The sequence below is a fragment of the Rhodococcus sp. SORGH_AS_0303 genome, assembly GCF_030819335.1.
In the GTDB taxonomy this organism is placed as follows: Bacteria; Actinomycetota; Actinomycetes; order Mycobacteriales; family Mycobacteriaceae; genus Rhodococcoides.
On record NZ_JAUTBO010000001.1, the window covers coordinates 1,152,741 to 1,176,857 of the forward strand.

The 24,117-nt window shown below is 66.6% G+C and carries 27 protein-coding genes and 1 pseudogene; 21 read left to right on the top strand and 7 right to left on the bottom strand.

Going from position 1 to position 24,117, the window contains the following annotated elements:
• Positions 1 to 2: 2 nt before the first annotated feature.
• The 3 genes and pseudogenes from QE449_RS05350 to QE449_RS05360 form a co-directional block, all read right to left on the bottom strand.
• On the bottom strand, positions 3 to 302 hold the full coding sequence (locus tag QE449_RS05350) for a hypothetical protein (RefSeq protein WP_056442954.1): 300 nt from the start codon (positions 300 to 302) through the stop codon (positions 3 to 5).
• Positions 299 to 1,622, bottom strand: a pseudogene (locus QE449_RS05355) (acyclic terpene utilization AtuA family protein). Before QE449_RS05355 ends, QE449_RS05350 begins: the two are co-directional and overlap by 4 nt.
• Before the next feature lie 8 nt (positions 1,623 to 1,630).
• Positions 1,631 to 2,944, bottom strand: coding sequence for a CitMHS family transporter (locus QE449_RS05360; RefSeq protein WP_307108365.1), 1,314 nt, complete (start codon positions 2,942 to 2,944; stop codon positions 1,631 to 1,633).
• A 102-nt stretch (positions 2,945 to 3,046) separates the two neighbouring features.
• On the opposite strand from QE449_RS05360, the gene QE449_RS05365 reads away from it, so the two are divergent.
• The gene (locus QE449_RS05365) at positions 3,047 to 3,928 is read left to right on the top strand and encodes a LysR family transcriptional regulator (protein WP_235578888.1); all 882 of its coding nucleotides are present in this window, start codon (positions 3,047 to 3,049) and stop codon (positions 3,926 to 3,928) included.
• Positions 3,929 to 3,932: 4 nt separating this feature from the next.
• Here the strand turns inward: QE449_RS05365 and QE449_RS05370 are convergent, their stop codons facing one another.
• Positions 3,933 to 4,625: a tellurium resistance protein gene (locus QE449_RS05370; RefSeq protein ID WP_307108366.1), complete on the bottom strand. Its 693-nt coding sequence runs from the start codon at positions 4,623 to 4,625 to the stop codon at positions 3,933 to 3,935.
• A gap of 241 nt (positions 4,626 to 4,866) precedes the next feature.
• On the opposite strand from QE449_RS05370, the gene QE449_RS05375 reads away from it, so the two are divergent.
• A complete protein-coding gene (locus tag QE449_RS05375) occupies positions 4,867 to 5,316 on the top strand; it encodes an Hsp20/alpha crystallin family protein (protein WP_307108367.1) in 450 nt (149 codons plus the stop codon).
• A gap of 101 nt (positions 5,317 to 5,417) precedes the next feature.
• On the top strand, positions 5,418 to 6,293 hold the full coding sequence (locus QE449_RS05380; RefSeq protein ID WP_307108368.1) for a hypothetical protein: 876 nt from the start codon (positions 5,418 to 5,420) through the stop codon (positions 6,291 to 6,293).
• A gap of 1 nt (position 6,294) precedes the next feature.
• Here QE449_RS05380 and QE449_RS05385 read toward each other — a convergent pair whose 3' ends face one another.
• Positions 6,295 to 7,287 (bottom strand): sugar-binding transcriptional regulator, encoded by a 993-nt coding sequence (locus tag QE449_RS05385; protein WP_051613126.1) that lies wholly within the window; start codon positions 7,285 to 7,287, stop codon positions 6,295 to 6,297.
• A 191-nt stretch (positions 7,288 to 7,478) separates the two neighbouring features.
• Between QE449_RS05385 and QE449_RS05390 the strand changes: the two genes are divergently transcribed.
• Genes QE449_RS05390 through QE449_RS05400 form a run of 3 tightly spaced genes read left to right on the top strand, consistent with a single transcriptional unit; the run spans position 7,479 to position 11,528 of the window.
• Positions 7,479 to 8,279: an MIP/aquaporin family protein gene (locus QE449_RS05390; protein WP_051613174.1), complete on the top strand. Its 801-nt coding sequence runs from the start codon at positions 7,479 to 7,481 to the stop codon at positions 8,277 to 8,279.
• A gap of 31 nt (positions 8,280 to 8,310) precedes the next feature.
• Positions 8,311 to 9,822 carry a glycerol kinase GlpK gene (gene glpK / locus QE449_RS05395; RefSeq protein ID WP_056442937.1) on the top strand — a complete coding sequence of 504 codons (1,512 nt, stop codon included), beginning with the start codon at positions 8,311 to 8,313 and terminating at the stop codon, positions 9,820 to 9,822.
• Entirely contained in the window at positions 9,819 to 11,528 is a 1,710-nt protein-coding gene (locus QE449_RS05400; protein ID WP_027504787.1) for a glycerol-3-phosphate dehydrogenase/oxidase, read from the top strand. The genes glpK and QE449_RS05400 overlap by 4 nt, the downstream gene beginning before the upstream one ends.
• Before the next feature lie 63 nt (positions 11,529 to 11,591).
• Here the strand turns inward: QE449_RS05400 and QE449_RS05405 are convergent, their stop codons facing one another.
• On the bottom strand, positions 11,592 to 12,404 hold the full coding sequence (locus QE449_RS05405) for a formate/nitrite transporter family protein (RefSeq protein WP_307108369.1): 813 nt from the start codon (positions 12,402 to 12,404) through the stop codon (positions 11,592 to 11,594).
• 87 nt (positions 12,405 to 12,491) lie between these two features.
• Positions 12,492 to 12,635 (bottom strand): hypothetical protein, encoded by a 144-nt coding sequence (locus QE449_RS05410; RefSeq protein ID WP_197027742.1) that lies wholly within the window; start codon positions 12,633 to 12,635, stop codon positions 12,492 to 12,494.
• 140 nt (positions 12,636 to 12,775) lie between these two features.
• Here QE449_RS05410 and QE449_RS05415 point away from each other — a divergent pair, with 140 nt between their 5' ends.
• From QE449_RS05415 to fbaA, 15 genes are all read left to right on the top strand, one after another.
• Entirely contained in the window at positions 12,776 to 13,060 is a 285-nt protein-coding gene (locus QE449_RS05415; RefSeq protein WP_307108370.1) for a hypothetical protein, read from the top strand.
• Positions 13,047 to 14,000 carry a hypothetical protein gene (locus QE449_RS05420; protein ID WP_307108371.1) on the top strand — a complete coding sequence of 318 codons (954 nt, stop codon included), beginning with the start codon at positions 13,047 to 13,049 and terminating at the stop codon, positions 13,998 to 14,000. Before QE449_RS05415 ends, QE449_RS05420 begins: the two co-directional genes overlap by 14 nt.
• Entirely contained in the window at positions 13,997 to 14,401 is a 405-nt protein-coding gene (locus tag QE449_RS05425) for a hypothetical protein (protein WP_307108372.1), read from the top strand. The genes QE449_RS05420 and QE449_RS05425 overlap by 4 nt, the downstream gene beginning before the upstream one ends.
• A gap of 255 nt (positions 14,402 to 14,656) precedes the next feature.
• Positions 14,657 to 15,082, top strand: coding sequence for a hypothetical protein (locus tag QE449_RS05430; RefSeq protein ID WP_307108373.1), 426 nt, complete (start codon positions 14,657 to 14,659; stop codon positions 15,080 to 15,082).
• 86 nt (positions 15,083 to 15,168) lie between these two features.
• A complete protein-coding gene (locus tag QE449_RS05435; RefSeq protein WP_307108374.1) occupies positions 15,169 to 15,555 on the top strand; it encodes a hypothetical protein in 387 nt (128 codons plus the stop codon).
• A gap of 229 nt (positions 15,556 to 15,784) precedes the next feature.
• On the top strand, positions 15,785 to 15,973 hold the full coding sequence (locus tag QE449_RS05440) for a hypothetical protein (protein WP_307108375.1): 189 nt from the start codon (positions 15,785 to 15,787) through the stop codon (positions 15,971 to 15,973).
• Positions 15,970 to 16,341: a hypothetical protein gene (locus QE449_RS05445; RefSeq protein ID WP_307108376.1), complete on the top strand. Its 372-nt coding sequence runs from the start codon at positions 15,970 to 15,972 to the stop codon at positions 16,339 to 16,341. The genes QE449_RS05440 and QE449_RS05445 overlap by 4 nt, the downstream gene beginning before the upstream one ends.
• Before the next feature lie 169 nt (positions 16,342 to 16,510).
• Positions 16,511 to 17,554, top strand: a complete 1,044-nt coding sequence (locus tag QE449_RS05450; RefSeq protein WP_307108377.1) for a glycerophosphodiester phosphodiesterase family protein — start codon at positions 16,511 to 16,513, stop codon at positions 17,552 to 17,554.
• 132 nt (positions 17,555 to 17,686) lie between these two features.
• A complete protein-coding gene (locus QE449_RS05455; protein WP_027504793.1) occupies positions 17,687 to 18,685 on the top strand; it encodes a substrate-binding domain-containing protein in 999 nt (332 codons plus the stop codon).
• A 78-nt stretch (positions 18,686 to 18,763) separates the two neighbouring features.
• Positions 18,764 to 19,690, top strand: a complete 927-nt coding sequence (locus tag QE449_RS05460) for an ABC transporter permease (protein ID WP_307108378.1) — start codon at positions 18,764 to 18,766, stop codon at positions 19,688 to 19,690.
• Positions 19,687 to 20,469, top strand: a complete 783-nt coding sequence (locus QE449_RS05465; RefSeq protein ID WP_307108379.1) for an ATP-binding cassette domain-containing protein — start codon at positions 19,687 to 19,689, stop codon at positions 20,467 to 20,469. The genes QE449_RS05460 and QE449_RS05465 overlap by 4 nt, the downstream gene beginning before the upstream one ends.
• Complete coding sequence (locus tag QE449_RS05470) at positions 20,469 to 21,365, top strand: PfkB family carbohydrate kinase (RefSeq protein WP_307108380.1); 897 nt, start codon at positions 20,469 to 20,471, stop codon at positions 21,363 to 21,365. The genes QE449_RS05465 and QE449_RS05470 overlap by 1 nt, the downstream gene beginning before the upstream one ends.
• Positions 21,366 to 21,370: 5 nt before the next feature.
• Complete coding sequence (locus QE449_RS05475) at positions 21,371 to 22,018, top strand: nucleoside/nucleotide kinase family protein (RefSeq protein ID WP_307108381.1); 648 nt, start codon at positions 21,371 to 21,373, stop codon at positions 22,016 to 22,018.
• A 36-nt stretch (positions 22,019 to 22,054) separates the two neighbouring features.
• A complete protein-coding gene (locus QE449_RS05480; protein ID WP_307109682.1) occupies positions 22,055 to 23,050 on the top strand; it encodes a LacI family DNA-binding transcriptional regulator in 996 nt (331 codons plus the stop codon).
• Positions 23,051 to 23,094: 44 nt separating this feature from the next.
• A complete protein-coding gene (gene fbaA / locus QE449_RS05485; protein ID WP_027504799.1) occupies positions 23,095 to 24,117 on the top strand; it encodes a class II fructose-bisphosphate aldolase in 1,023 nt (340 codons plus the stop codon).

Consider the following 24,117-nt stretch of genomic DNA (forward strand, 5'->3'; position numbering starts at 1 on the left):
GATCAGATCTTCAGGCCCAACAGGTGGTAACTCAGCGCCTTGCCGTGCCCGTCCAGCTCCGCCGATCCTGTGACCCCACCGCCCAGCTGGCCTGGCAGCTCGAACACGAGTGCCGAGACGCTGTCCAGTGCCGTGCGCCGCGGCGCACGGGTGGTGCGATCGCCGTAGTGCGCGACCACCACATCGAGGGTGAGCTCACGTTCGAGCGTCTCGAAGGCCGCCCGGTCCCGTGCGAAGACCGAGAGGATGAGGGTGTCGCCTTTGTCCCCGGTGCGGACGTCGGCCAGGTCGTCGACGATCATCGTGTGCCCTCCATCAGGTGAACCTCGGTGTGTACGAGGTGCCGTGGAAGCGATGTCGATCGGATGCACAGGACCTCCGCATGAGATCGTCGTGCACCGCCTCCACCGGCAGGACCGTTGGTGTACAGACTCTCCACCTCCCACCCGACCACGTCGGCATCCTCCCGTGACCCCGCCCGCCCGGTGACGCGGAGCCGCACCTCGGTCGGTGCGGTGTCGGTGGCGAGGCCACGGAAAGCCGCTCCGGCACCGATCAATTCGACGGTCACACCGTCGGGGTCGAGTCCGTGGACGTCGGCGAGGCGCTGCGTGACGATGTCCGCGGCGAGTCGGGCGCGCTCGTACGCGCGAGGTCCCGCGTAGCTGATCTGGCCCTCGCCGATCCACCCGTCGAGGAAGCCGAGCGTCACCTTGAGCTCGTCCGGTCGGGTGCGACCGGTGGCGCCGGTGAGGGACACCCTGTCGGGGGCCGACCTGCTCGAAGGTCACCGCCCCGAAGTCGGCCGTGACGTCGGGTGTGAGGTACGTGGTGGGGTCGCCGACCTCGTAGAGCAGCTGCTCGATGGCCGTGCGCGTGGTGAGGGTCCCGCCCGTGCCGTCCACCTTGCCGAAGACGGCGTCCGCGTCGGCGGACACGTCCGCATACGGGAAGCCGAGGTCGGCCATGCCGGGAACCGGTTTGGTGACGGGGTCGGCGTAGTAACCGCCCGTCAGTTGACCGGCGCACTCGAGCAAGTGCCCCACCGCGGTCGCGGCACCGATGGTGCGGGCGTCGTCGAGGTCCCAGCCGAACTCGTGGACGAGCGGCGCGACGTACAGCGACGGGTCGGCGAGTCGGCCCGTCACGACGATGTCGGCACCGGCGCTCAGTGCCGGAAGCACCGCGTCCGCTCCGATGTAGGCGTTGGCGGACACCAACTTCTCGGGATGAGCGGAGAGGGCCTTGCCGGTCTCCCACACGAGGGGATCGAGTGTGCGGACGGCGTCGAGGACGTCGTCGCCGGTCACGGCGGCGACTCGAGCCCGACCGCCGACGAGGTCCGCGATGCGCCGCGCCGCTGCGAGGGGATGTGCTGCGCCACCGTTGGTCACCACTGTGGTTCCGCGGCGAAGCACGTGCGGCAACACCGCTCTGATGCGGGCGAGCAGGAGGGGGTCGTACCCGGTGTCGGGATCGGCGAGCCGTCTCGCGTTGCCCGCGGCGACGGTGCGTTCCCCGAGGCACTCGAAGACGAGGTAGTCGAGGTCAGCGCGATCGGCGAGGGTCACGGCCGGGTCGATGCGGTCGCCGGAGAAGCCGGAACCGGCGCCGAGGCGAATCGTCTTTTTCACAGCGAGATCGCTCCTGTCAGGAGGGCCACCACGGTCATGACGATGGTGGTGCCGAACGCCCACCCGAAGATGAAGCGCTGGTGCTTGCCCAGTTCCACCTTCGTCATGCCGATCAGCACGAACGTCGCGGCGGTCAGCGGACTGAGCGGGAAGCCGGTGGTCATCTGGCCGAGGATGGCGGCGCGGCCGGTCTCCATCGGGTCGCCGCCGAACGAGGCCGTGGTCTCGGCGAGAACCGGGAGCACACCGAAGTAGTAGGCGTCGGGCGTGAAGACCAGGCTCAGCGGCATCGATGTGATCGCGGTGATGACGGGGATGGAGGAACCGAAGGAGTCGGGGATCAAGGACACGAAGGTTTCCGCCATCGCGGTGATCATGCCGGTGCCGTTGAGGACTCCGGTGAGCACGCCCGCAGCGAGGATCATGACGACCACCATCGTGACGTTGCCGCCGTGCTTGGCGAACACTTCCTGCTGCGCCGACCACCTCGGCTTGTTGACCAGGACCGCCAGGGCGAAGGCGATGGCGAACGCCACCTGCAGCGGGGCCAACTGGAACAGGAGGATGACCAGCAGCACCAGTGTCAGCACGACGTTGAATGCCATGACGGCGGGATGCACTGTGGCGCGGACCGGCAAGTCGTCGACATGGGGCGTACCGGGGCCGGCTTTCACGGGCGTGGCGGTCTCCGTCAGGGCGCCGATCCGCTTGCTCTCCATGCGGCCGATCATGAACGCGGAGAACAGCACCCACACGATGCCCGCGGCCATGGCCGGGATGACGGGCGTGAAGATGTCGGCGCTCGTCGCGTCGAGGGCCGCCATGGCGCGCACCGTCGGGCCGCCCCACGGGATGATGTTCATGATGCCGGCGGACAGGGCGATGATGCCGGTGAGTGCGAGCGGCCGCATGCCGATGCGCTGATAGATCGGCAGCATCGCGGACACCATGATGAGAAAGGTCGAGGTGCCGTCGCCGTCGAGAGCGACCATGAGGGTGAGCACCGCGGTGCCGACAGCGATCTTGGTGGGGCTGCCTCCGGCCCACCGCACGACGCGGCGGATCGCGGGATCAAAAAGCCCCTGGTCGACCATCAGGCTGAAATACAGCACCGCGAAGGCGATCATTATCGCGACCGGCGCGACCTTGATCAGCCCCTCCGCGATCATGTCGCCCAGGTCGGCGCCGAAGCCGCCGATCAGCGCGAAACCGATGGGTACCAGCACGAGTGCGACCAACACCGACACCCGGCGGGTGAATGTCAAGGCCAGAAACGTGATGATCGTGGCGAAGCCGAGCGCGGCAACCATGTGACCTCCTCCAAGGACTTCGTCACATGTTGCTCACATCACAATTGCAAGTCCAATATCAATTGCCGATGCATTGATGGCGCCCATGCATAGACTTGGCGGGTGAACCTCAACCTGGGGATGACGCACCTTCGTTGCATCGTCGCGATTGCCGACCACGAGAGCTTCACGGCCGCAGCGTCGGCACTGGGCATGGTGCAGTCTTCGCTCAGCAGATCGGTCGCAGAGGCGGAGCGCCGACTGGACGTCACGCTGTTCGAGCGCACGACGCGCAGGGTCGTCGTGACACCCGACGGTGTCGCCGTGACGCAATACGCCCGGAAGATGGTGCAGGACTTCGACGAGGGGCTCGCGCAGATCGGCCGTTTCGTCACTGGGGATCGCGGCACCGTGTCGGTCGCCTGCCTGCCCTCGCTCGCCGCCACCTTCCTTCCGCCCTATGTGGTGCAGTTCCGCCGCGACCACCCGGATGTTCTACTCGAGATCCGTGACGGGCTGCGTCAGGAAGCGCTGACCGCCCTGCTGACCGGCACCGTGGACATGGCACTCGTCTCGGCGCCGACGACCGAACCTGGACTGGTCCACCGAACTCTCACCGCTGACTCGTTTCACTGTGCGTTCGCAGCCGGCCACCCCTTCGACGGCCGGGAGCACATCGACTGGGCGGAACTGGCCGGCGAGCCGTTCATCGCGTTCGGGTCCCAGAGCAGCATCGCCGGACCCGTCGCCCGTGCGCTCGGCGACGCCGACGTCCGCACGGGGCCGGTGATGCACGCGCAGAACGTCGGTGCGGTCGCCGGTCTGGTCGCGGCGGGTCTCGGTGTCACCGCCGTTCCGCAGTTGGTCCTGCCCATGATGGAGTTCGCGGGGCTGCGTCACGCCCCGTTGTCACCGACCGTCGAGCGGACCATCTCGCTCGTGCGGGTCGAGGGCCGACACGAGACGGCGAGCGTGAAGAACTTCGTGCGGTGCCTGACCGCGTGACCGGCTACTTGCGCCCGGCTGCCCAGCGCATGCCCCAGCCGTACTTCTTGTCCAGGTCCGCCTGGCTGCCCTGGATGTACTCGACCTCGCGCGTGACCGTGATGCCCTGGCCGGTGTTCTGGATCAGCGCGATGGAGCAGATGCGGGCGGAGTTGTTGTCGGAGTCCAGACGCACCTCCACCTGCGGGCCGCTGGTGGGGAACAGCGTGACGACGCCGTCGACCGCGGCCCAGTTCGGGGCGCCGTCGTAGATCATCGCGAAGATGAGGATCCGCGTGAAGGCGTCGGGCCGCGCGAGGTTGATGTGCATGTTCTCGCCGCCCGTGACGGACCCGGAGCGGTCGTCGCCGTCGAGCTGGATGAACGGTGCGCTCTCGAGGGCACCGAAGCTCTTGCCCAGCGCCTGGATGACGCCCTTCGACCCGTCGGCCAGCTCGTACAGGCAGCCGAGGTCGAGGTCGACGCCGCCGGTGCCGTACGACGCGGCGGCGAGCTTCGCGAGGAAGCCCTTCTTCCTCGGCTCGGGTGCGACCGCGCCCTGCGACCAGTTGAGGTTGACGCGCATCGCGCCCTGGCTCTCGCCTTTCTTGGCCAGATTCACCGTCGGCGCGGCCTTCGACAGCGTCACCTTGCTCAGATTGACACCGCCCGCTGCCGGGGCGGGGGTGGACGGCCTTTTGGTGTAGTCGATCGCCATGGGTGGGAGGCCTTTCTTCCGGAAACGGCGGTGTCCGTTTCGCGCACTTCCCTCAGCGTAGTCGCCGTGAGCGGGCCGCACCTACCGTCGACCAGTCCTGCACTGCGAGAGCAACTTCGGCCAGAAAAGTTTCTGGAGGGTACTTGGCACTCTCGGGTGGGGAGTGCTAAATTCGGTGTCACGCACAGAGGAGCCGAGCATGACGGGCTCGGTGTCCACGAGATACAGGAGGTGTGTTGCTGTGCTTCGCTTCGATCCTTTCCGTGACCTCGACGCCATAACCTCGAGCTTGCTGGGAGCCGGGTCGGGCACCGACCGTTCGCCGCGGTTCATGCCGATGGACCTGTACAAGGTCGACGACCATTACGTCCTCGACGCGGACCTCCCCGGTGTGGATCCGGGCTCGATCGACCTCGACGTCGACCGTGGAACCCTCACGGTGACGGCCCACCGTTCGGCGCCGAGCGACGACTCCCGGCAGTGGCTCACGTCAGAGCGCTTCACCGGCACCTATCGTCGCCAGCTCGCGCTGGGGGACGGCATCGACACCGAGCGCATCACCGCGTCGTACGACAACGGTGTTCTCTCCGTACACATCCCGCTGTCCGAGCGCGCCGCGCCGCGCAAGATCAGCATCGCGCAGTCCGAGAACACCGGTGAGCAGACGACACTGGAGGCCTCGGCGTCCTGACGCTGCGCTCGACTCAGCGCTGGGCACTCCCACCAGGGGGTGTCCAGCGCTGTCGTCGATTCGGGGGTCCCGCGGTACACCGCGCCCAGTAGGTTCGTCCCATGACCGACTCCACGGCAGCCGCCCATGCCCGCGCCGCGTACCGCACGTTCGAGCCCTTCCACATCTCGGCGTACTTCAATCCCGAACTCGGAGCGGCGGGCCGGGACACGGGTCTCGACGGACACGCCTGGTACGTGGGCTCGCGCGCCGAGCCGATGGCGCCCTGTGCCGCCGGGGTGGTCGCCGCCGCGTTCTACAGCTTCAACACCACGCTGATCGAGCGCTCCTGGCCCGCGGCGATCGCCGCCGGCCTCGACACCGTGGCTCGGCGCCGATGGGACGCGCTGGACACCGTCCTCGGAGGTGCGCTGGGTGAGTCGGTGTCCGACCCGGGCCTCACGTCGCTGGCCGACCGCCTGCACGGCATCGGCGACACGCTCACCTTCGCCGGCCGCCCACTGTCCGCAGCGTGGCATCAGTCGTCGGCGCCCGACGTCCCGCACCTGCAGTTGTGGCACGCCATCGCGGTTCTGCGGGAATGGCGCGGCGACGGCCACCTCGCGGCTCTCCTCGACGCAGACCTCGATCCGACGGAGGCCGGTGTCTTCCACGAGGCCCAGCACCCCGAGCCCGGTGCTCGTCGGGTGCTCGGGCGTCGCATCACCCAGCTGACGCGCGAGTGGTCGGACGAGCAGTGGGACTCGGCGGCCGAGCGTCTCGCCGCGCGCGGTCTCGTCACGACAGCCGACGGCGTCGAGACTCTGACGGACGACGGTGTCGCACTCGACCGCCACATCGAGGGCCGCACCGATGCGATGGCCGCCGCCGCGTGGCGCGGTGTCGACGACGCGGAGGAGCTCATCTCCTCCGCGCGCCCCTACGTCAAGGCCGTCATCTCCGCGGGCATCCTGCCGGGAACGAAGAAGAAGGGCTGACTTATGCCTGCAGCAGGGTCGCCGCGCTGAGGTCGTCGATCACGAGATCGGTGACGATCTTTCCCGCGAGGGCCGCTCGCAGCGCGGTGAGCTTGTACTCGCCGGCGACGATGCACACGCGTCGCGGCACGGCTTTGAGTCGGTCCAGGCGTGGGCCGCTTGCACGTTCGTTCAGCGCGATGCGGTCGTAGCTGCCGTCGGAGCGGAGGAAGACGGTGGCGATGTCGCCGACGACGCCGTCCCGGTCGAGTTCCTCGAGATCCGACTTCTCCAGGTATCCCGCGCTGTAGACGTGGCTCGGTACAGCGCCGCCGTGCACGCCGATGCTGAACACGGCGAGGTCCATCCGGTCCTGCAGGTCGAGCACGCGTTTGATGCTGCGTTCGCGCCACAGCATCTGCCGAGTCTCCGGGTAGTCGAAGAACGCGGGAACCGGAAAGCCCTGGGGGAGAGCGCCGTACGCGTCGGCGACAGTGCGGACGATGTCCGTCGCGTAGGACACTCCGGTGGTGCGCGTGTTGGCTGCGCCGTTGAGTTGAACCACGTGCGAGTTGTGGGTGCGCTTCGGGGCGAGGTGTCGACTGACCGCGCTCACCGTCGTGCCCCACGCGACGCCCATGACCATGTCGGAGGCGAAGAACGTCGTCAGCAGGCGGCCCGCGAACATGGCGACCCGGTCCAGGCGATCGACGTCGCTGACGGTCTCCGGAACAGGCACGACGTGGGCACGGACGCCGTACCGATCGGCGAAGGCGCGCTCGAGCCCGGGTGCCTGGCCGAGAGCGGTGCTGATCTTGATCTCCACGAGTCCCGACGTGCGGGCGAAGGTGATCAGCCGCGACACCGTGCTGCGGGAGACGCCCATCTCGCGGCCGATCGCGGCCATCGTCAAGTCCTGGAAGTAGTAGAGCCGCGCCGCCTGCACAGCGTCGATCGTGCGCGGATCCGTCGCGTCGGGGAGCAGGTGTTCCCCGTAGATCTGCAGCTCCGACATGAGCCCACGCTAAACCACATCTGGACCGCCGCGGTATCGCGATCCGGTCCGAGTTGCACATATGTGCACGCGGTTTGCGACAACGTGCATGTCACCTAGCATGGCTTCCAGTTGCTCTTTATGGCCTGGATCACAAACACGAGGGAGATGGCGTGACGGACAAACGCGCGAAGTGGGGGCTGCCCGCAGAGATGGCAGCCGAGTTCGCGGGAACGATGATTCTGATTCTGTTCGGTGCCGGCGTCGTGGCGCAGGTGGTCTCCGGCGGTGAGTCCGGGAGCCTCGGGGACCACGACTCGATCGCCTGGGCCTGGGGCCTGGGTGTCATGTTCGGCATCTACGTCGCCGGCCGCGCCACCGGTGCGCACCTCAATCCGGCTGTTACGCTGTCGTTCGCGTTGTTCCGGGGCTTCGCGTGGTCGAAGGTCGCGCCGTACGCGCTCGCGCAGACTCTCGGTGCCTTCGTCGCCGCGCTGCTGGTGCGGTGGAACTACAACGACATGCTGAACGCGATCGATCCCGAGCACACCACCGCGACGCAGACGATCTTCTCGACGCTGCCCGGCAACGGCACGCTGCCCGTCAGCCTCGGCTCCGCGCTGATCGACCAGATCATCGGTACCGCGATCCTGCTCTTCCTCATCGTCGCCGTGTCCGACTCGCGCAACAGCCCGCCGCTGTCCAACATGGCCCCGTTGATCGTCGGACTCATCGTCGTGGCCATCGGCTTCGCATGGGGCACCAACGCCGGCTACGCGATCAACCCGGCTCGTGACTTCGGACCCCGCCTGGCGTCGTTCATCACGGGATACGGTGGGGCATGGCGAGATCAGTACGGCAGCCTCTACTTCTGGGTGCCGATCCTCGGGCCCATCATCGGCGGCCCCATCGGCGTCCTGCTGTACGACAACCTGGTGGGTCGGTTCCTGCCGGCCGATCCCGACGGCGACGACGAGCAAGAGCCCAGCCGTCTGCCCGAGAAGTCCGCATGATCGTCCACTCCACTACCCAGGGGAACCTCTCATGACCGAAACCCGTTACGTCGCAGCGATCGATCAGGGCACCACCTCGACGCGGTGCATGATCTTCGATCACAAGGGCACCGTCGTTGCCGCCGATCAGCGTGAGCACCAGCAGATCTTCCCGCAGGCCGGCTGGGTCGAGCACGACGCCGTCGAGATCTGGAACAACGTGCGCAGTGTCTCGGCCGGAGCCCTCGCCGCTGCCGACCTCACGCCCAAGGACATCGCGGCCGTGGGCATCACCAACCAGCGTGAGACCGCGCTGGTGTGGGAGCGCGCCACCGGCAAGCCCGTCTACAACGCCATCGTCTGGCAGGACACCCGCACCGACCGCATCGTCACCAAGCTCGGCGGCGGCGACGCCACCAAGTACACCGCGAAGACCGGCCTGCCGCTCGCGACCTACTTCTCGGGCCCCAAGGTCAAGTGGATCCTCGACAACGTCGAGGGCGCGCAGGAGAAGGCCGACGCCGGCGAGCTGTGCTTCGGCAACATGGACACCTGGGTCCTGTGGAACATGACTGGCGGTGTCGACGGCGGTCTGCACTACACCGATCCCACCAATGCCTCGCGCACGCTGCTGATGGATCTCGACACCCTGTCCTGGGACGAGAGCATCTGTGCGGACATGGGCATCCCGATGTCCATGCTCCCCGAGATCCGCAGCTCCTCCGAGGTGTACGGCAACGTCCGCGAGCGCGGTTCGCTCAGCGGTGTCCCCATCGCCGGCATCCTGGGCGATCAGCAGGCCGCCACGTTCGGTCAGGCGTGCCTGTCGCCCGGTGAGGCGAAGAACACCTATGGCACAGGCAACTTCGTGCTGTTGAACACAGGCACCGACAAGGTGATGAGCAAGAACGGACTGCTCACCACGGTCTGCTACAAGATCGGCGACCAGCCGACGGTGTACGCCCTCGAGGGTTCCATCGCCGTCACCGGATCGCTCGTGCAGTGGCTGCGCGACAACCTCGGAATGATCTCCACCGCAGCAGATATCGAGACCGACGCCCGCTCCGTCGACGACAACGGCGGCGCCTACTTCGTGCCCGCGTTCTCCGGTCTGTTCGCCCCGCACTGGCGCTCCGACGCCCGCGGCGCCATCGTCGGACTCACCCGTTTCGTCAACAAGGGCCACCTGGCGCGGGCCGTTCTCGAGGCCACCGCCTACCAGACGCGCGAGGTCATCGAGGCCATGAACGCCGATTCGGGCGTCGACCTCGAGGTGCTCAAGGTCGACGGCGGTATGGTGGTGAACGAGCTGCTGATGCAGTTCCAGTCCGACATTCTGAACGTGGATGTCGTCCGGCCGGTGGTCGCCGAGACCACCGCGCTGGGCGCGGCGTACGCAGCGGGCCTGGCCGTCGGTTTCTGGGCGAGCGAGGACGAGATCCGCGAGAACTGGGCCGAGGACAAGACATGGACACCGTCCATGGATGACGCGGAGCGAGACAAGCTCTACGCCGGTTGGAAGAAAGCCGTCACACGAACACTCGATTGGGTCGATGCCGAATGAATTCCACCACAACAGCTCTCAGCCCCGAAGCACGCAAGGAAGCACTCCGTCGTCTCGCCACGGAGGAGATGGACGTTCTGGTCATCGGCGGCGGTGTCGTCGGTACCGGAGCGGCACTGGACGCGGTCACCCGTGGCCTCAAGGTCGGTCTGGTCGAGGCGCGTGACTACGCCGCCGGGACGTCCAGCAGGTCCAGCAAGCTGTTCCACGGTGGCCTGCGCTACCTTGAGCAGTTCAACTTCGCGCTGGTCTTCGAGGCGCTCAAGGAGCGGTCGCTGGTCCTCAACGACCTGTGCCCGCACCTCGCCCGCCCCGTGCCGTTCATCTACCCCCTCGAGAAGCTGATCGACCGGCCGTACGTCGGCCTCGGTATCGGCGTCTACGACGTGATGGGTGCCGGCCGCGGTGTGCCCTCGCACCACAAGCACCTGGGCAAGAAGAAGACGCTGGAATCCTTCCCGTCGGGCAAGCGCTCCGCCATCCGCGGTGCCGTGCGCTTCTACGAGGGCCAGGTCGACGACGCCCGCCACACCATGATGATCGCCCGCACCGCCGCGGCCTACGGAGCGTTGTGCGCCAACAGCACTCGCGTCACCGGCTTCCTGCGTGAGGACGACCGCGTGATCGGCGTCGTCGCGACGGACCTCGAGTCGGGGGAGTCGTTCGAGATCCACGCCAAGCAGGTCATCAACGCTGCCGGTGTGTGGACCGACGAGATCCAGGAGATGGTCGGCGGCCGCGGGCAGTTCCAGGTTCGCGCGTCCAAGGGCGTGCACCTGGTGGTGCCGCGCAACCGCATCAACAGCTCGACGGGCATCATCACCCGCACCGAGAAGTCGCTGCTGTTCGTGATCCCCTGGGGGAGCCACTGGATCATCGGCACCACCGACACCGACTGGAAGCTCGACCTGGCTCATCCCGCGGCCAGCAAGAGCGACATCGACTACATCCTCGGGCACGTCAACAAGCTGCTCCAGGATCCGCTGGACCACAAGGACGTCGTCGGTGTCTACGCCGGTCTGCGTCCGTTGCTGTACGGCGAATCCGACTCCACCAGCACGCTGTCCCGCGAGCATGCCGTCTCCAGCCCCGTACGTGGCCTCACCGTCATCGCCGGCGGCAAGTACACGACGTACCGGGTCATGGCGAAGGACGCGGTCGACTCCGCGGTGCACAACATGGAGCGCAAGGTTCCGGAGTGCGTCACGGAGAAGATTCCGCTCGTGGGTGCCGACGGGTACTACGGCGCCTGGAACGCGCGCCAGCTCGCAGCCGACCGCGCAGGGATGCGCGTCGGACGCATGGAGCACCTGCTCGGTCGCTACGGCACCCTGGTCGGTGAGGTCCTCGACCTGATCGATCAGAACCCGGAGCTCGGCAAGCCGCTGGAGAACGCACCCGACTACCTCAAGGCCGAGGCCGTCTACGCCGCGAGCCACGAGGGGGCGCAGCACCTCGACGACATCCTGACGCGGCGCATCCGCGTGTCGATCGAGTTGGCCGACCGCGGCGAGGCTGCCGCAGCCGAGGTCGCCGGACTGGTCGCACCCATCCTCGGGTGGGACGAGCAGCACGTGTCCGACGAGATCGAGCACTACCGTAAGCGCGTTGCGGCAGAGCGTGAATCGCAGGCGCAGCCGGACGACGAGACCGCCGATGCCGCACGGCTCGGGGCTCCCGACGTGCGCGTGGGCGTCGGCGGCTGACCCTCCGCACCCCGCACGACCAGAACACCCTCCCCAGTCGACTGGGGAGGGTGTTCTGCTGTCTCAGGCCGCCTCGTCCTTCCGTTCGGACTTCACCAGCTCTTTCGTCCGCACGAGGCGCAGGGCCGTCACCAGGAAGACGCCGCCCACGATGTTGAACGCCACCGTGTATCCGAACCACTCGATCCACTGCAGGTAGTCCACGTCCGCGCCGGCGTGGATCGCGCCGAAGATCAACAGCGAGTCGAGGATCGAGTGGAACAGCTGCAGCCCCGCCAACAGGAAGCCGGCCGCCATGGCAGCGATGATGCGGGCGACGTCCGACGTGGTTCCCTGCTGCATCCTGGTCAGTAGCGTCATGGTGCTGCCGCCGAGGATCGCCAGACAGATCGACTGCGTGTTCAAGGGCGCGTCGACGAAGTGGTGTGCCGCTTCGGACAGCACCATCAGCCATTGCGGGAACGCCTGCGCGACCAGCCACATCACCGCCCACCCGCCGACCAGGTTGGCCAGAAGAGTGCCGATCCAGAGCTTCGCGAGTTGTGCCGGGGTGCCGTCCTTCGAGACCACCGCGGCGATGGGCATGAGAAAGTCCTCGGTGAAGAGCTCGCTGTGCGCGAGATAGATTGCGACGAGGCCGATCCCGAACGCGAGCCCGGCGAGAAGATGGCTGCCCGTCTCGTCCAGCACCGCGAGATAGGCCATCACGCCCAGCGCCACCTCGAGTCCGCCGAACAGTCCGGTGACAATCACGGCGCGGACGGTGCGGTGCAGACGCTCGGCACCCTCGGTGACCACCGAGTCGAAGCTCTCTTCGAGCTCCTCTTCGACGGGACCGTCATTGTCGCCGTCGTTACGGCGCGCTTCTTCGCTCATCTCTCGGTGTACCCCGCACGGGCTGCCACCAGACGATCGTGGACGTTCACCCCCGCTGGGAAGGGGTGAACGTCCACGATCGAGAAGTCAGCGCTTCTTCTTGTTCACCGCGGCGGAGGCGTCGTCGGCAGCGATGTTCCCCGCGGCCTTCGTCTTCTTGTCGAGTCGCTTTTCCTTCAGCGACTTGCCCGATTTCTGTGTCATCGAGTTGCGCGGAGACTTGTCAGCCATGGTGTCAGCCCCTTGATCAAGGGAACCAGATGGCTCCGATACGGCGAACACTACGCCTGATGCAGCGTGAACAGCGCAAACGCTGACAGTGGAACGGGCTGCGCGACTGACGCGTCCTACCCCGCGAGGGGGTGGGAACGATGTTCGTCGTCGCTGATGTGGGGGCCGTGCGGGCCGCGAGCCGAGCTGTGCTCGGTGAGGTGGAGCAGATCGGTGTGGCGCCGCGAGGTGTGGTCGCGCTCCCCGGAGCGTCGACCGCGGCCGCACTTGCTCGAGCGGAAGAGCGAGCCGTCTCGGCACTCAACCATCTCGTCGCGGGCTTCTCTGCGACAGCGCGATCGCTGGATGTCGCTGCCGTCGGGTACGCCGACGCGGACTCGGCGAACGCCGCTCGGCTCGAGGGGGTCGGGCATGGAGGTCGCTGAGCTCGCGCCGCGTCGTGAGGTGGTGGCGTCGTGGGATCCCGACGCCGTCCGGATCGACGCGACGTGGATCGGTGACGGCGCCTCGGTTCTCGACTCTCGGGCGGCGGCAATCGACAGGAGCCGCGTCGATCTGCGCGAGGCGTGGCAGGGTGCGGCCGGCGATGCTGCGGTAGATCGTCTTGGTCGGGATCTTGCTGCAGCGCAACGTCGGACAGTTCAGCTTCGGGTGCTGGAGCGCGCAGTTCGCGACGGTGCATCTGCCATCGCCGTTGCTCGCGAGGCACTCCTCGACGCTGTCGTCGTGGCCGAGGCGGACGGTTGCCTCGTTGCACCGGACTGGTCGGTGGTCAGCAACGATGTCTCCCACGCGGCGATCATCGCGGCGCATGTGCAGGCGCTGATCGATGCGGACGAGTCGGCCGCACGGTCCATCGACGACGCGTCCGCTGCACTTCTCGACGGCGAACCACGGCGCTTCGTTCCCCTCGCGATCGGCCTGGCCTGGGCGGTGGAGGCGGCCGTGCACGCGATGATCGCGGCCGGAGTGCTGTCCGTCGGCGCGATGGCCTTCGCACTGGTCGACCGGTTCGGCATCGACGCGTGGGATGCGATCCACGACGCGCTGCCGGACAGCTTCTTCCAGGACTCGGGGCCTGTCGATGCGGCGGGTGTGGACGATGTGTTGAACGAGGCGACTGAACCTGGTCGAAACAGTCCCAATCGCCAGGTCGGCACCGACGACGACGTGCGTGCGCTCTACCGGCGACTTGTCGATGAGGGACGCGCGATGGACGCGGGAGTGAACCCCAAGATCCTCGAACGGTACGAATTACCCGACGGGACCAGTATTCAGTTGCGCGACGACAGCAAGTCGGGTGGGTTGACAATCGACGTGGTGGCGCGCGGAAGCAGAAGGGTGATCAAGGTGCATGTGCGATGAACGACGAACAACTCGAATTCAACCTCTTGGTCCAGTTGGACGACGACTGGATCACGTTCTGGGAATTCATGTATTACACGATCCAGTCCATCGGGCCGTCGACGACGTCGGAGCAGACGGCAGTCGTCATCAGGTCGCTCGTCGAGTCGGGGTTGATGACACTCGGCGCCCTAGCGGCCAACGAGGTCGGGTGGGAGGAATGGGACGTCGATCTGGATGAGGCCATGCGCCGCATCGCAGAGGGGCATGCAGGTGAGGTCGGCTACCTGACGGCGCCGGATCGAACGGCACTGACGATTTCCGAGGTCGTCCGGGCGTGCATCACCGAGAAGGGCGAGCGGCGCCTCGCCGAACTCGAAGCGCGCGGGTTCACGTTCGAAGGTCCCAGCGGACTGGTGTGAGATCCGGTGCAGGAATCGTCGCTGGGCGAGGGTTTCTGCACCGCATTCGTCGCAACGGTGCGCTCACCCGCGCATTCCGCGGCTCCGCGCACCTTTCAGCGCGTCGGCAGGTGACGTCACGTTCCCCTCCGGCCTGTTCTGCCGGACCTGGAGGACCGGGATCGCGCCGCGCTGTATGCCACACAGCATCTCTGGTAGGTCAGTGATCTACATCAAGAAACCGGGAGTTACTCGAGTGATCAAGGTGCATGGGCGATGAATGTCGAAGAGGTCCTGGAGTTTCGGCTGCTCAGCGAACTCGACGACGATTGGATGCCCTTCTGGGGCTCCATGGCAATGGTGACAGGATTTTGGGGGACGGACACTCCACCGGAGAAGGTCGCTGACGTCATTCGCTGGTTCGCCGAATCGGGTCTCGTGACGCTGGGCGCGCTGGCCGACAACGAGGTCGGATGGGAGGCATGGGATACCAGCATCGACGAATACATGCGACGCATCGCCGAAGGCTACGGCCGTGGTGTCGGTTACCTGACTGCACCCAACATCGGAGCGTTGATGGACACCGAGGTGGTTCGGGCGAACATCACAAAACTTGGCGAGCGTCGGCTCGCTGAGTTGGAGGCCGGAGGAATGACGTACTCGACCGCTCGGTGCCGCTACGAAAGCCCGCGCGCGCGATGATCGGGAGCGGGGGAGACCGCAACGTGTCTCGAGGTGCATCTGCCGGGAGCGTTGACGTCGCTCTGGAGTTCAGGCTCCTGTGCGATTTGGACGACGACTGGACGTCGTTGTGGAGCTTCGTCGCCAAGGTGCGCGCGTTTCGAGGATGGCACACCCCGCTCGACGAAGTGGCTGATGTCATCCGGTGGTTCGCCGACTCGGGGCTGATGACATTCGGTGCCCTCGCAGACAACGACATTGGTTGGGAAGAGCGGAAGGTCGACACCGACGAGTCCATGAGGAGGATTGCCGAGGGTTATGGCGCGAACAGCGGTTACCTGGCCGCCGCGCAAGATCTCGACCTGATGGGCTGCGAAGTCCTCCGCGCGAACATCACCGAGAAGGGTGAGCGACGCCTCGCGGAGCTCGAGGCGCAGGGCATGACGTGGGACAACACGATCGGCCCGTTCGAGACGCGCCGCGGCCTGTTGTGAAGTCCAGTGCAGAAATCGTCGCTGAACGACCATTTCCGCACCGCATTCACGCCGCCAGTGCTGATCAGTCGGCTCAGGCGTCGACATTCTCGCGCCGTGGCTAGTCGTGGACTCCTACCCCCACTGAGCGTGGGTGGAAGTCCACGATCACACGCATCGGAGACAGCCCGGGGAACGCCATGGCCCACGCGCACGTCCGACCTGGGCACACCACACGAGAGGGAAAGTCATGGTGAACACGACCGGAGGCGCACCAGTGGACCGCAGCGAGTTCCTGGAACCGCACATTCAGGAGAGGAAGGTGCTCCCCGACGGCACCACCGTTCAGGTCCGAACAGCCAGCAAGCGAGACGGACTCGTCATCGACATCGCGCCCGGTGACGGTGGGCGTATGCGCCGGGTGTCATCCACGCGATGAACGCAGAACTCGAGATGGAGCTGCTCGCCGACATCGATGACGAGTGGATGCCCTTCTGGGGGTTCCACACGATCGTCTCGTCGCTGACTCCCGAACCGGTGTCACCGGAGGACACTGCCGCCGTCATCGAGTCCCTGTTTCGGAGGGGACTCATCACACTGGGTGAGCTGGCGTGGAACGACGTGGGGTGGGAACGATGGGACGTGCCGGTGGAGGTCGCGATGAATCGGATCGCGCACGGACACAACGGGAAGTGCGGCTACCTGTCCGCACCCGGCCTGGAACATCTGATGACCACAGAAGTGGTGCGCGCCGATCTCTCTCCACTCGGCGAGCGGCGGCTTGCAACACTGAGGTCGACTGCATAAGCGGCGGATTGTGTGCAGTAATCCGTGGACAGCGCGGATTACTGCACACCATCACGGCATCGACGAATAGTCCAGATCCTGATGTCGGCCGGTGCTGGGTTCGATTGATCAGGGGTGGCGCACGCATTGAGCCATCGGGCGTTCACCTTTCCTGCCTAGCGTGGGCGTCATGGCGATGCGACGAGTGCTGCTGACCGTCTCGATGTGTATGGCTCTGGCGGCCTGCTCCACGCAGGAGACCGAGATTGCGCAGCCGCTCGACGGCTTCGACCTCCAAGCGCACCGCGGCGGCCTCGGACTGGTCACCGAGAGCACGCTCGCCTCGTTCACCAACGCCCTCGAACTCGGCGTCACCACACTCGAGATGGACACGCAGATCACCGAGGACGGCATCGCCGTCGTCACGCACGACCGAAAGGTGTCGGACGCGAAGTGCCGCGATACCCGGCCCGCGACCGACGACGATCCCGATTTTCCCTACGTCGGGAAGTACGTCAACACCCTGACGCTGGCGCAGGTGCGGACCCTGAATTGTGGTGTCACGCAGCTCGACGGCTACCCGGAACAGCGGGTGGCGACGGATGCCGGAATCCCGACCCTCGACGAGGTGCTCGCGCTGGTGAACTCGTACGACTCCACGGTGCAGCTGAACATCGAGACCAAGGTGGAGGCGGCGGCGCCCACCGAAACGGCGTCCCGTGAGCAGTTCGCCGACGTGGTGCTCGCCTCGGTCGGGGCGGCGGGACTGCTCGATCGCACGACCATTCAGAGTTTCGACTGGGGTGCACTGCGCGCTGTGAAAGAGGTCGACCCGTCGGTCCGTCTGGTGGCGCTCACGGAGCCCGACTTCCTCGAAGTAGGGGAACCGGGAGCGTCACCGTGGTTGGGCGGTCTCGACATCGACGAGTTCGACGGCGATCCGGTGGCGGCGGTGCAGTCGTTCGGCGCCCACGCTCTCTCGCCCGTCCAGGGCCGCCCGCAGAAGGGCGTCGTGGGGGATGCGGACTTCGAGCTCTACGTGACACCCGAGATGGTGGCGTCCGCGCATGCCGCCGGGATCCGCGTCGTGCCGTGGACGGTGGACGATCCCGCGACCATGGCGGCGCTGATGGACATGGGTGTCGACGGCATCATCACCGACTACCCCGACCGTCTGCGCGAGGTGATGGGGGAGCGAGGGATCGCGCTGCCGGAGCCCGCCAGGGTGCGCTGAGCCGGGTTTGTCCGGCTCGGAAATTGGTCGGGACGACTTTCGCGAAAACGCATGCGCAAGCGCTTTCCTTAGCCATAAGCTCCCGCCATCACGCGATGCGGTCGGCGTCGCAATGGGGACAAGGGAGTCCACATGTTCGAAAATCGCAGCAGAAGCACGCTCGCTCTCGGCACCTTCCTGATGGCCGGTTCGCTGGCTCTCGGCCTCACCGCGTGCGGCGGCTCCAGCTCCGACAGCGTCAAGGTCGGTCTGATCACGAAGACCGACTCCAACCCGTACTTCGTCAAGCTGCGCGAGGCGGCTCAGGCCCAGGCCGACAAGGACGGCGCCGAGCTCGTCGCTCTGGCCGGAGCCTTCGACGGCGACAACGAGGGCCAGGTCTCCGCGATCGAGAACATGGTCGGACAGGGCGTCAAGGGCATCCTGATCACCCCGAACAGCTCGACCGGCGTGCTCGACGCCATCCAGAACGCACGCGACGCCGGCGTCGTGGTCATCGCACTCGACACCGCGACCGACCCCGAGGACGCGGTCGACGCCACCTTCGCGACCGACAACAAGGCGGCCGGCGTCAGCCAGGGCAAGTGGGTCAAGGCAGCGCTCGGCTCCACGGCGCCGCAGGTCGTCATGCTCGACGGCACTGCGGGCGGCACCGTCGATTCCTTCCGTCACGAGGGCTTTCTCGAGGGCATGGGCCTGACGGACAGTTCACCGGAGATCGTCGGCCAGGAGAACACCAACGGCGACCAGACCAAGGCGCAGACCGCGATGGAGAACCTCATCCAGCGCGCCCCGCAGACCAACGCGCTTTACACCATCAACGAGCCGGCGGCCGCAGGCGCCTACCAGGCAATTCAGTCCGCGGGCAAGGCAGCGCAGGTCACGATCGGATCGATCGACGGCAGCTGCACCGGTGTCGCCGACGTCAAGTCCGGCAAGATCGGCGCGACCGTGATGCAGTTCCCCGCCAAGATGGCCGAGCAGGGCGTGCAGGCAGTCGTGGCCTTCGCCAAAGACGGCACCAAGCCGAGCGGCTTCAACGACACCGGCTCGCAGCTCATCACCGACAAGCCCGTCGACGGCCTCGAGTCCCAGGACACCACTTGGGCCGAAGCGAACTGCTGGGGCTGAGTCACTCCATGAGCACTGCCGCACCCGCGACAGCGCCGCAGTCGGTATCGAGCCGGTTCACCGCGAGCAACATTCTGCGTGAAACCGCTGCTCGGGCCGGTGGTGGCGTTGATCCTCGCGATCATCGTCTTCAGCGCGCTCTCGGACTCGTTCCTGAATCCGCAGAACGTGTCGCTGATCCTGCAACAGTCCGTCGTCGTCGGAATCCTCGCCGTCGGACAGACTCTCATCATCCTCACGTCGGGCATCGACCTCTCGATCGGCGCCGTCGCCGTGTTCGGCACCATTGTCATGGCGCAGAGCGCGGGGGCCAACGGTCCGGTCGTCGCACTCGGATCGACGCTGCTGGTGTGCGTCGCGTTCGGAGCGATCAACGGCGGCCTCGTGACTGTGCTGCGGTTGCCGCCGTTCATCGTCACGCTCGGCACGTTCACCGCAATCCAGGCAGCCACCCGGCTGCTCGCGGGTTCCGAGACGTACCGCGTCGAAGAAGGCCCGCTCACGTTCCTCGGAACATCCTTCAAGATAGGGACTTTCGCGACGACGTACGGTGTGGTCGCGATGCTGCTGGTCTACATCGTCATGTGGTACGCGTTGTCGCAGACGTCCTGGGGCAAGCATATCTACGCCGTCGGCGGTAACCCGCAGGCATCGGATCTGTCGGGTATCAAGTCCGGCCGAGTGCTGTTCTCCGTCTACATCGTCACGGGCGTCATCGCAGCCATCGCAGCGTGGGCAGCGCTGGGACGGATCCCGAACGCGGATCCGAATGCGTATCAGAACGCCAACCTCGAGACCATCACCGCGGTGGTCATCGGCGGCACGAGCCTCTTCGGTGGCCGTGGCGGCGTCGTCGGAACTCTGGTCGGCACGCTGATCGTGGGTGTGCTGCGCAACGGACTCACCCAGGCCGGTGTCGACAGTCTCTACCAGAACATCGCGACCGGCATTCTCGTGATCGTCGCGGTGGCTGTCGATCAGTTCGCACGCAGGAGGTCACAGTGAGCACCGCACCTGTTCTCGAAGCGCGCGGACTGGTCAAGAGATACGGCAACGTCACCGCCATCAACGGAGCGGACTTCGAGCTCCGGGCAGGTGAGGTGCTCGCGGTCATCGGTGACAACGGTGCCGGAAAGTCCAGTCTCATCAAGGCATTGGCCGGGGCGGTCGTCCCGGACTCGGGCGAGATCCTGATGAACGGCGAGGTCCAGTCGTTCCGCAACACGCGCGATGCGCGGGCTGCGGGGATCGAGACCGTCTACCAGGACCTCGCAGTGATTCCGGCGCTCGACATCGCCTCCAACCTGTACCTCGGTCGCGAGATCAAGCGGAAGGGCGTGATGGGCAGCCTCTTCCGCCGCCTCGACATGCCGAGGATGCGGGAGGAGGCGTCGCAGCACCTCGCCGACCTGAAGATCGGCATCAAGTCCGTGAACCAGGCGGTGGAGACGTTGTCCGGTGGACAGCGTCAGGGTGTCGCCGTCGCCCGCGCCGCGGCATTCGGTCGCGGCGTCATCATCATGGACGAGCCCACTGCTGCACTGGGCGTGCGGGAATCGGGCATGGTGATCGACCTGATCCGGTCGATCCGTGATCGCGGCATTCCCGTGGTGCTCATCTCACACGACATGCCGCATGTGTTCGAGGTGGCCGATCGCATCCACATCCATCGGTTGGGGCAGCGCGCCGGCGTCGTCGATCCGAAGCAACGGACGATGTCCGAGGTGGTGGCTCTGATGACCGGTGCGGCCGAACCCACCGAGTCGGAACGCGCTGGGCTGTAATGACGTCGACCTCGCTCGGCGTCTTCGTGGGCCTGGCGACACTCGATGTGATTCACCGGATCCAGGCACCACCGGCGGTCAACGAGAAGATCACGTCGACGGATCAGTTCGTCGCGGCGGGGGGTCCGGCAGCGAATGCTGCCGTCACCTTCGCCGCGCTGGGCGGTCGCGCGATCCTGGTGACGGCGCTCGGCGACGATCCGGTCGCCGGGCTCGTGCGTGCGGATCTCGACCGGTACGGCGTCGAGGTGATCGATGCTGCGGCGGGCACGGCAAGGCCCGTACCCGTCTCGGCGGTGTCGGTCGTCGGATCCACGGGTGATCGATCGGTGGTGTCGCTCGACGCGGTCGCGTCCGAGGTGGCACCACCGGCCGACCTGGACGCGGTGATCGCCGAGGCCGACGTCGTCCTGATCGACGGCCATCATCCCCGGATAGCGCGAGCAGCGGCGGAGAGTGCCGCTGCCCATGGCATCCGGGCGGTGGTCGACGCCGGACGATGGAAGCCGATCATGGCCGAACTCGCTCCCCGGGTCTCGGACATGGTGTGCTCCGCCGACTTCCGAATGCCCGGTACCGAGGACTCGGACGCCACCGCCGCAGCGCTGGTCGCGGCCGGCGTTCCCACCGTCGTCACGACGCATGGGGGTGCACCGATCCGGTGGTGGACCGGTGGTTCGTCCGGTTCCGTGGACGTCCCGGCCGTCACAGCGGTTGATACATTGGGTGCCGGAGATGTGTTCCACGGGGCCTATTCGTACTTCTCGACGCGAACCGAGAGGGGCATGGACGAGCGCCTCGATCGGTCGGCCCGCGTGGCCGCACTTCGCTGTTCCGTGGTGGGACCTCGGTCCTGGATGCGGGAACTTCCTTCCGACCAGACCCGAAAGCGGTGACCGTCATGAGCGGCCAGAGTGTGCAGGACGCCACGTTCGACGAGTTGGTCGAATGGGCGCGTGCACTGGCGATTCCGGGGCAGCGCCGCATGCTCGGCCTTACCGGAGCGCCCGGAGCGGGCAAGTCCACCGTCGCCGCCGATCTGGTGGAGGCGCTCGGGACCGACCTCGCAGTGCTGGCACCGATGGACGGGTTCCATCTCGCGAACGAGGTGCTCATCGACCTCGGTCGTCTCGACCGCAAGGGGGCGCACGACACGTTCGACGACGACGGCTATGCCCGTCTGATCGAGGCCGTACGTGGGCAGGGACCGGACGGGCCCATCGTGTACGCGCCGCGGTTCCGCCGGGAGATCGAGGAGTCGATCGGCTCGGCCATACCGGTGCTGCCGTCGGTCCCCCTCGTGGTGACCGAAGGAAACTACCTGTTGATGGAGATCGACGCGTGGCCTCGTGCTCACGCGCAGATCGACGAGGTGTGGTTCCTGGCTCCCGACACGGACGTCCGGCATCACCGACTGGTCCAGCGCCACGAGGCGTACGGGAAGACGCCGGAGGAGGCAGCGTTCTGGGCTCTCGGATCCGACGAACGCAACGCCGAGCTGATCACGTCGACGGCCGTGCGTGCCGATCGAGTGCTGCGCCTTCGATGATCACCTCGTCTGGGCGACCGGCCTGACATGGCAACAATGGACGACGTGGCACGCCGTGCGGGCGTGTCGGTGTCGACGGTCTCGCACGTCCTCAACGGCACACGGAAGGTGAACGAGTCGACACGGGAGCGCGTCGAGACCGCGATCACCGAGATCGGCTACCGCCGCAACGTCGTCGCGCGATCCCTCGCGGCCGGTCGGACTCACACCGTCGGCCTGTCGATCTCGGCGTTCACCAACCCCTACTTCGGCAGCCTCGTGCACACCATCGAGGCGATGCTGTCGGAGGCGGGTCTGGTCATGTTCCTCGGTGACTCGCACGACGACGTCGCCTCGGAGCGTCGGGTGGTCGACTCGCTTCTCGATCGCCAGGTCGACGGCATCATCGTCGCGCCGGCGGCCGGCGCCGAGCGCAACACCATTCCGGCGATCACCGCGACCGGCACCCCGCTCGTCCTCATAGACCGTGCGCTCGACGTGGCATGTGACCAGGTGGGTCCCGAGAACGAGGAGTCCGCTCGACAATTGACCGAGCACCTGCTCGGGCTCGGACACCGGCGTATCGCGGTGGTGCGCGGGATCGACGGCATCTCGTCGTCGGTCGAGCGCTACGCGGGATACGAACGGGCGCTGAGGGACCGCGGGCTGGAGATCGATCCGGATCTGGTTCTCGACGGTGCATCGAGCGTCGACGTGGCGGAGCGCGAGGTGCTTGCCGTGATGTCTCGATCGCCGCGACCCACCGCCGTCGTGACCATGAACAACTCGATGACGATCGGCTCGATGAAGGCGCTGCGCGGCTTGGGCTTGTCGATACCCGGAGACGTCGCGCTGGTCTGTTACGACGACTTCGAGTGGTCCGATCTCTTCGAACCCCGTCTCACCGCGTCAGCGCAGGACGTCGTGACGCTCGGCAGCACGGCGGTGGACATGTTGTTGGAGCGCATCGGCGGATACACCGGCGACCCCAGACGAGTCCACGTCCCCACCACGTTTCATCATCGCAACTCGTGCGGCTGTACCCCGGCCTGAACGACCCCACAGCCTAATTCACCCTCACCAGGACAGGACTCACCATGCCGATCGCAACCCCCGACCAGTACGTGGCGATGCTCGACCGCGCCAAGGAGGGCGGGTTCGCCTACCCCTCGATCAACGTCACCAGCTCGCAGACACTCAACGCCGCTCTGCAGGGCTTCGCCGAGGCGGAGAGCGATGGCATCATCCAGGTCTCAGTGGGGACGGCACTGTATCTGTCGGGCAACAAGGTTCAGAACCGCTTCGCCGGGTCGAAGGCGCTGGCGCTGTATGCGCACGAAGTCGCACAGCACTACTCCGTCTCGATCGCACTCCATACCGATCACTGCCCCGCGGAGAACCTGGACGACTGGGTGCGTCCGTTGCTCGCCGACTCCATCGAGCGGCGGGCCCGCGGGTTGGATCCGCTGTACCAGTCCCACATGTGGGACGGATCCGCCGTTCCGCTCGACGAGAACCTCGCCATCGCCCGTCAGCTGTTGGACGAGTCGGTCAAGGCCAACACGCTGCTCGAGATCGAGGTCGGTGTGATCGGCGGCGAGGAAGACGGCGTCTCCGCCGAGATCGACGACAAGCTGTATTCGACGGTCGACGATGCCCGCGCGACCATCGCTGCCCTGGGTGCGGGTGAGCGCGGTCGCTACCTGACGGCACTGACCTTCGGCAATGTGCACGGCGTCTACAACCCCGACTCCGTCCACCTGCGCCCCGAGATCCTCGACGAGATCCAGACCGTCATCGGCGCCGAATCGGGCAAGGACAAGCCGTTCGACCTGGTGTTCCACGGTGGGTCCGGATCCAGCGCCGAGGACATCGCGTCCGCCGTGCGCAGCGGTGTGGTGAAGATGAACATCGACACCGACACCCAGTACGCCTTCACCCGGTCGCTCGCCGGTCACATGATCAGCAAGTACGACCAGGTGCTCAAAGTCGACGGTGCCTACGGCAACAAGAAGGCCTACGACCCCCGCTCGTGGGGTAAGCCCGCCGAGACCGCCATGGCCGCACGGGTGGTCGAGGCGACGGAGATGCTGGGCTCGGCCGGCCGCTCGATTCGGTGA

Coding starts and splice junctions, on each gene's coding strand:
- QE449_RS05450 (WP_307108377.1), top strand. CDS start 16,511: ATGGCGATGCGACGAGTGCTGCTGACCGTCTCGATGTGTATGGCTCTG.
- QE449_RS05380 (WP_307108368.1), top strand. CDS start 5,418: ATGACCGACTCCACGGCAGCCGCCCATGCCCGCGCCGCGTACCGCACG.
- QE449_RS05440 (WP_307108375.1), top strand. CDS start 15,785: ATGGTGAACACGACCGGAGGCGCACCAGTGGACCGCAGCGAGTTCCTG.
- QE449_RS05360 (WP_307108365.1), bottom strand. CDS start 2,944: ATGGTTGCCGCGCTCGGCTTCGCCACGATCATCACGTTTCTGGCCTTG.
- QE449_RS05420 (WP_307108371.1), top strand. CDS start 13,047: ATGGAGGTCGCTGAGCTCGCGCCGCGTCGTGAGGTGGTGGCGTCGTGG.
- QE449_RS05350 (WP_056442954.1), bottom strand. CDS start 302: ATGATCGTCGACGACCTGGCCGACGTCCGCACCGGGGACAAAGGCGAC.
- QE449_RS05425 (WP_307108372.1), top strand. CDS start 13,997: ATGAACGACGAACAACTCGAATTCAACCTCTTGGTCCAGTTGGACGAC.
- QE449_RS05410 (WP_197027742.1), bottom strand. CDS start 12,635: ATGGCTGACAAGTCTCCGCGCAACTCGATGACACAGAAATCGGGCAAG.
- QE449_RS05430 (WP_307108373.1), top strand. CDS start 14,657: ATGAATGTCGAAGAGGTCCTGGAGTTTCGGCTGCTCAGCGAACTCGAC.
- QE449_RS05370 (WP_307108366.1), bottom strand. CDS start 4,625: ATGGCGATCGACTACACCAAAAGGCCGTCCACCCCCGCCCCGGCAGCG.
- QE449_RS05390 (WP_051613174.1), top strand. CDS start 7,479: ATGGCAGCCGAGTTCGCGGGAACGATGATTCTGATTCTGTTCGGTGCC.
- QE449_RS05475 (WP_307108381.1), top strand. CDS start 21,371: ATGAGCGGCCAGAGTGTGCAGGACGCCACGTTCGACGAGTTGGTCGAA.
- QE449_RS05470 (WP_307108380.1), top strand. CDS start 20,469: ATGACGTCGACCTCGCTCGGCGTCTTCGTGGGCCTGGCGACACTCGAT.
- QE449_RS05455 (WP_027504793.1), top strand. CDS start 17,687: ATGTTCGAAAATCGCAGCAGAAGCACGCTCGCTCTCGGCACCTTCCTG.
- QE449_RS05400 (WP_027504787.1), top strand. CDS start 9,819: ATGAATTCCACCACAACAGCTCTCAGCCCCGAAGCACGCAAGGAAGCA.
- fbaA (WP_027504799.1), top strand. CDS start 23,095: ATGCCGATCGCAACCCCCGACCAGTACGTGGCGATGCTCGACCGCGCC.
- QE449_RS05385 (WP_051613126.1), bottom strand. CDS start 7,287: ATGTCGGAGCTGCAGATCTACGGGGAACACCTGCTCCCCGACGCGACG.
- glpK (WP_056442937.1), top strand. CDS start 8,311: ATGACCGAAACCCGTTACGTCGCAGCGATCGATCAGGGCACCACCTCG.
- QE449_RS05405 (WP_307108369.1), bottom strand. CDS start 12,404: ATGAGCGAAGAAGCGCGCCGTAACGACGGCGACAATGACGGTCCCGTC.
- QE449_RS05480 (WP_307109682.1), top strand. CDS start 22,055: ATGGACGACGTGGCACGCCGTGCGGGCGTGTCGGTGTCGACGGTCTCG.
- QE449_RS05445 (WP_307108376.1), top strand. CDS start 15,970: ATGAACGCAGAACTCGAGATGGAGCTGCTCGCCGACATCGATGACGAG.
- QE449_RS05415 (WP_307108370.1), top strand. CDS start 12,776: ATGTTCGTCGTCGCTGATGTGGGGGCCGTGCGGGCCGCGAGCCGAGCT.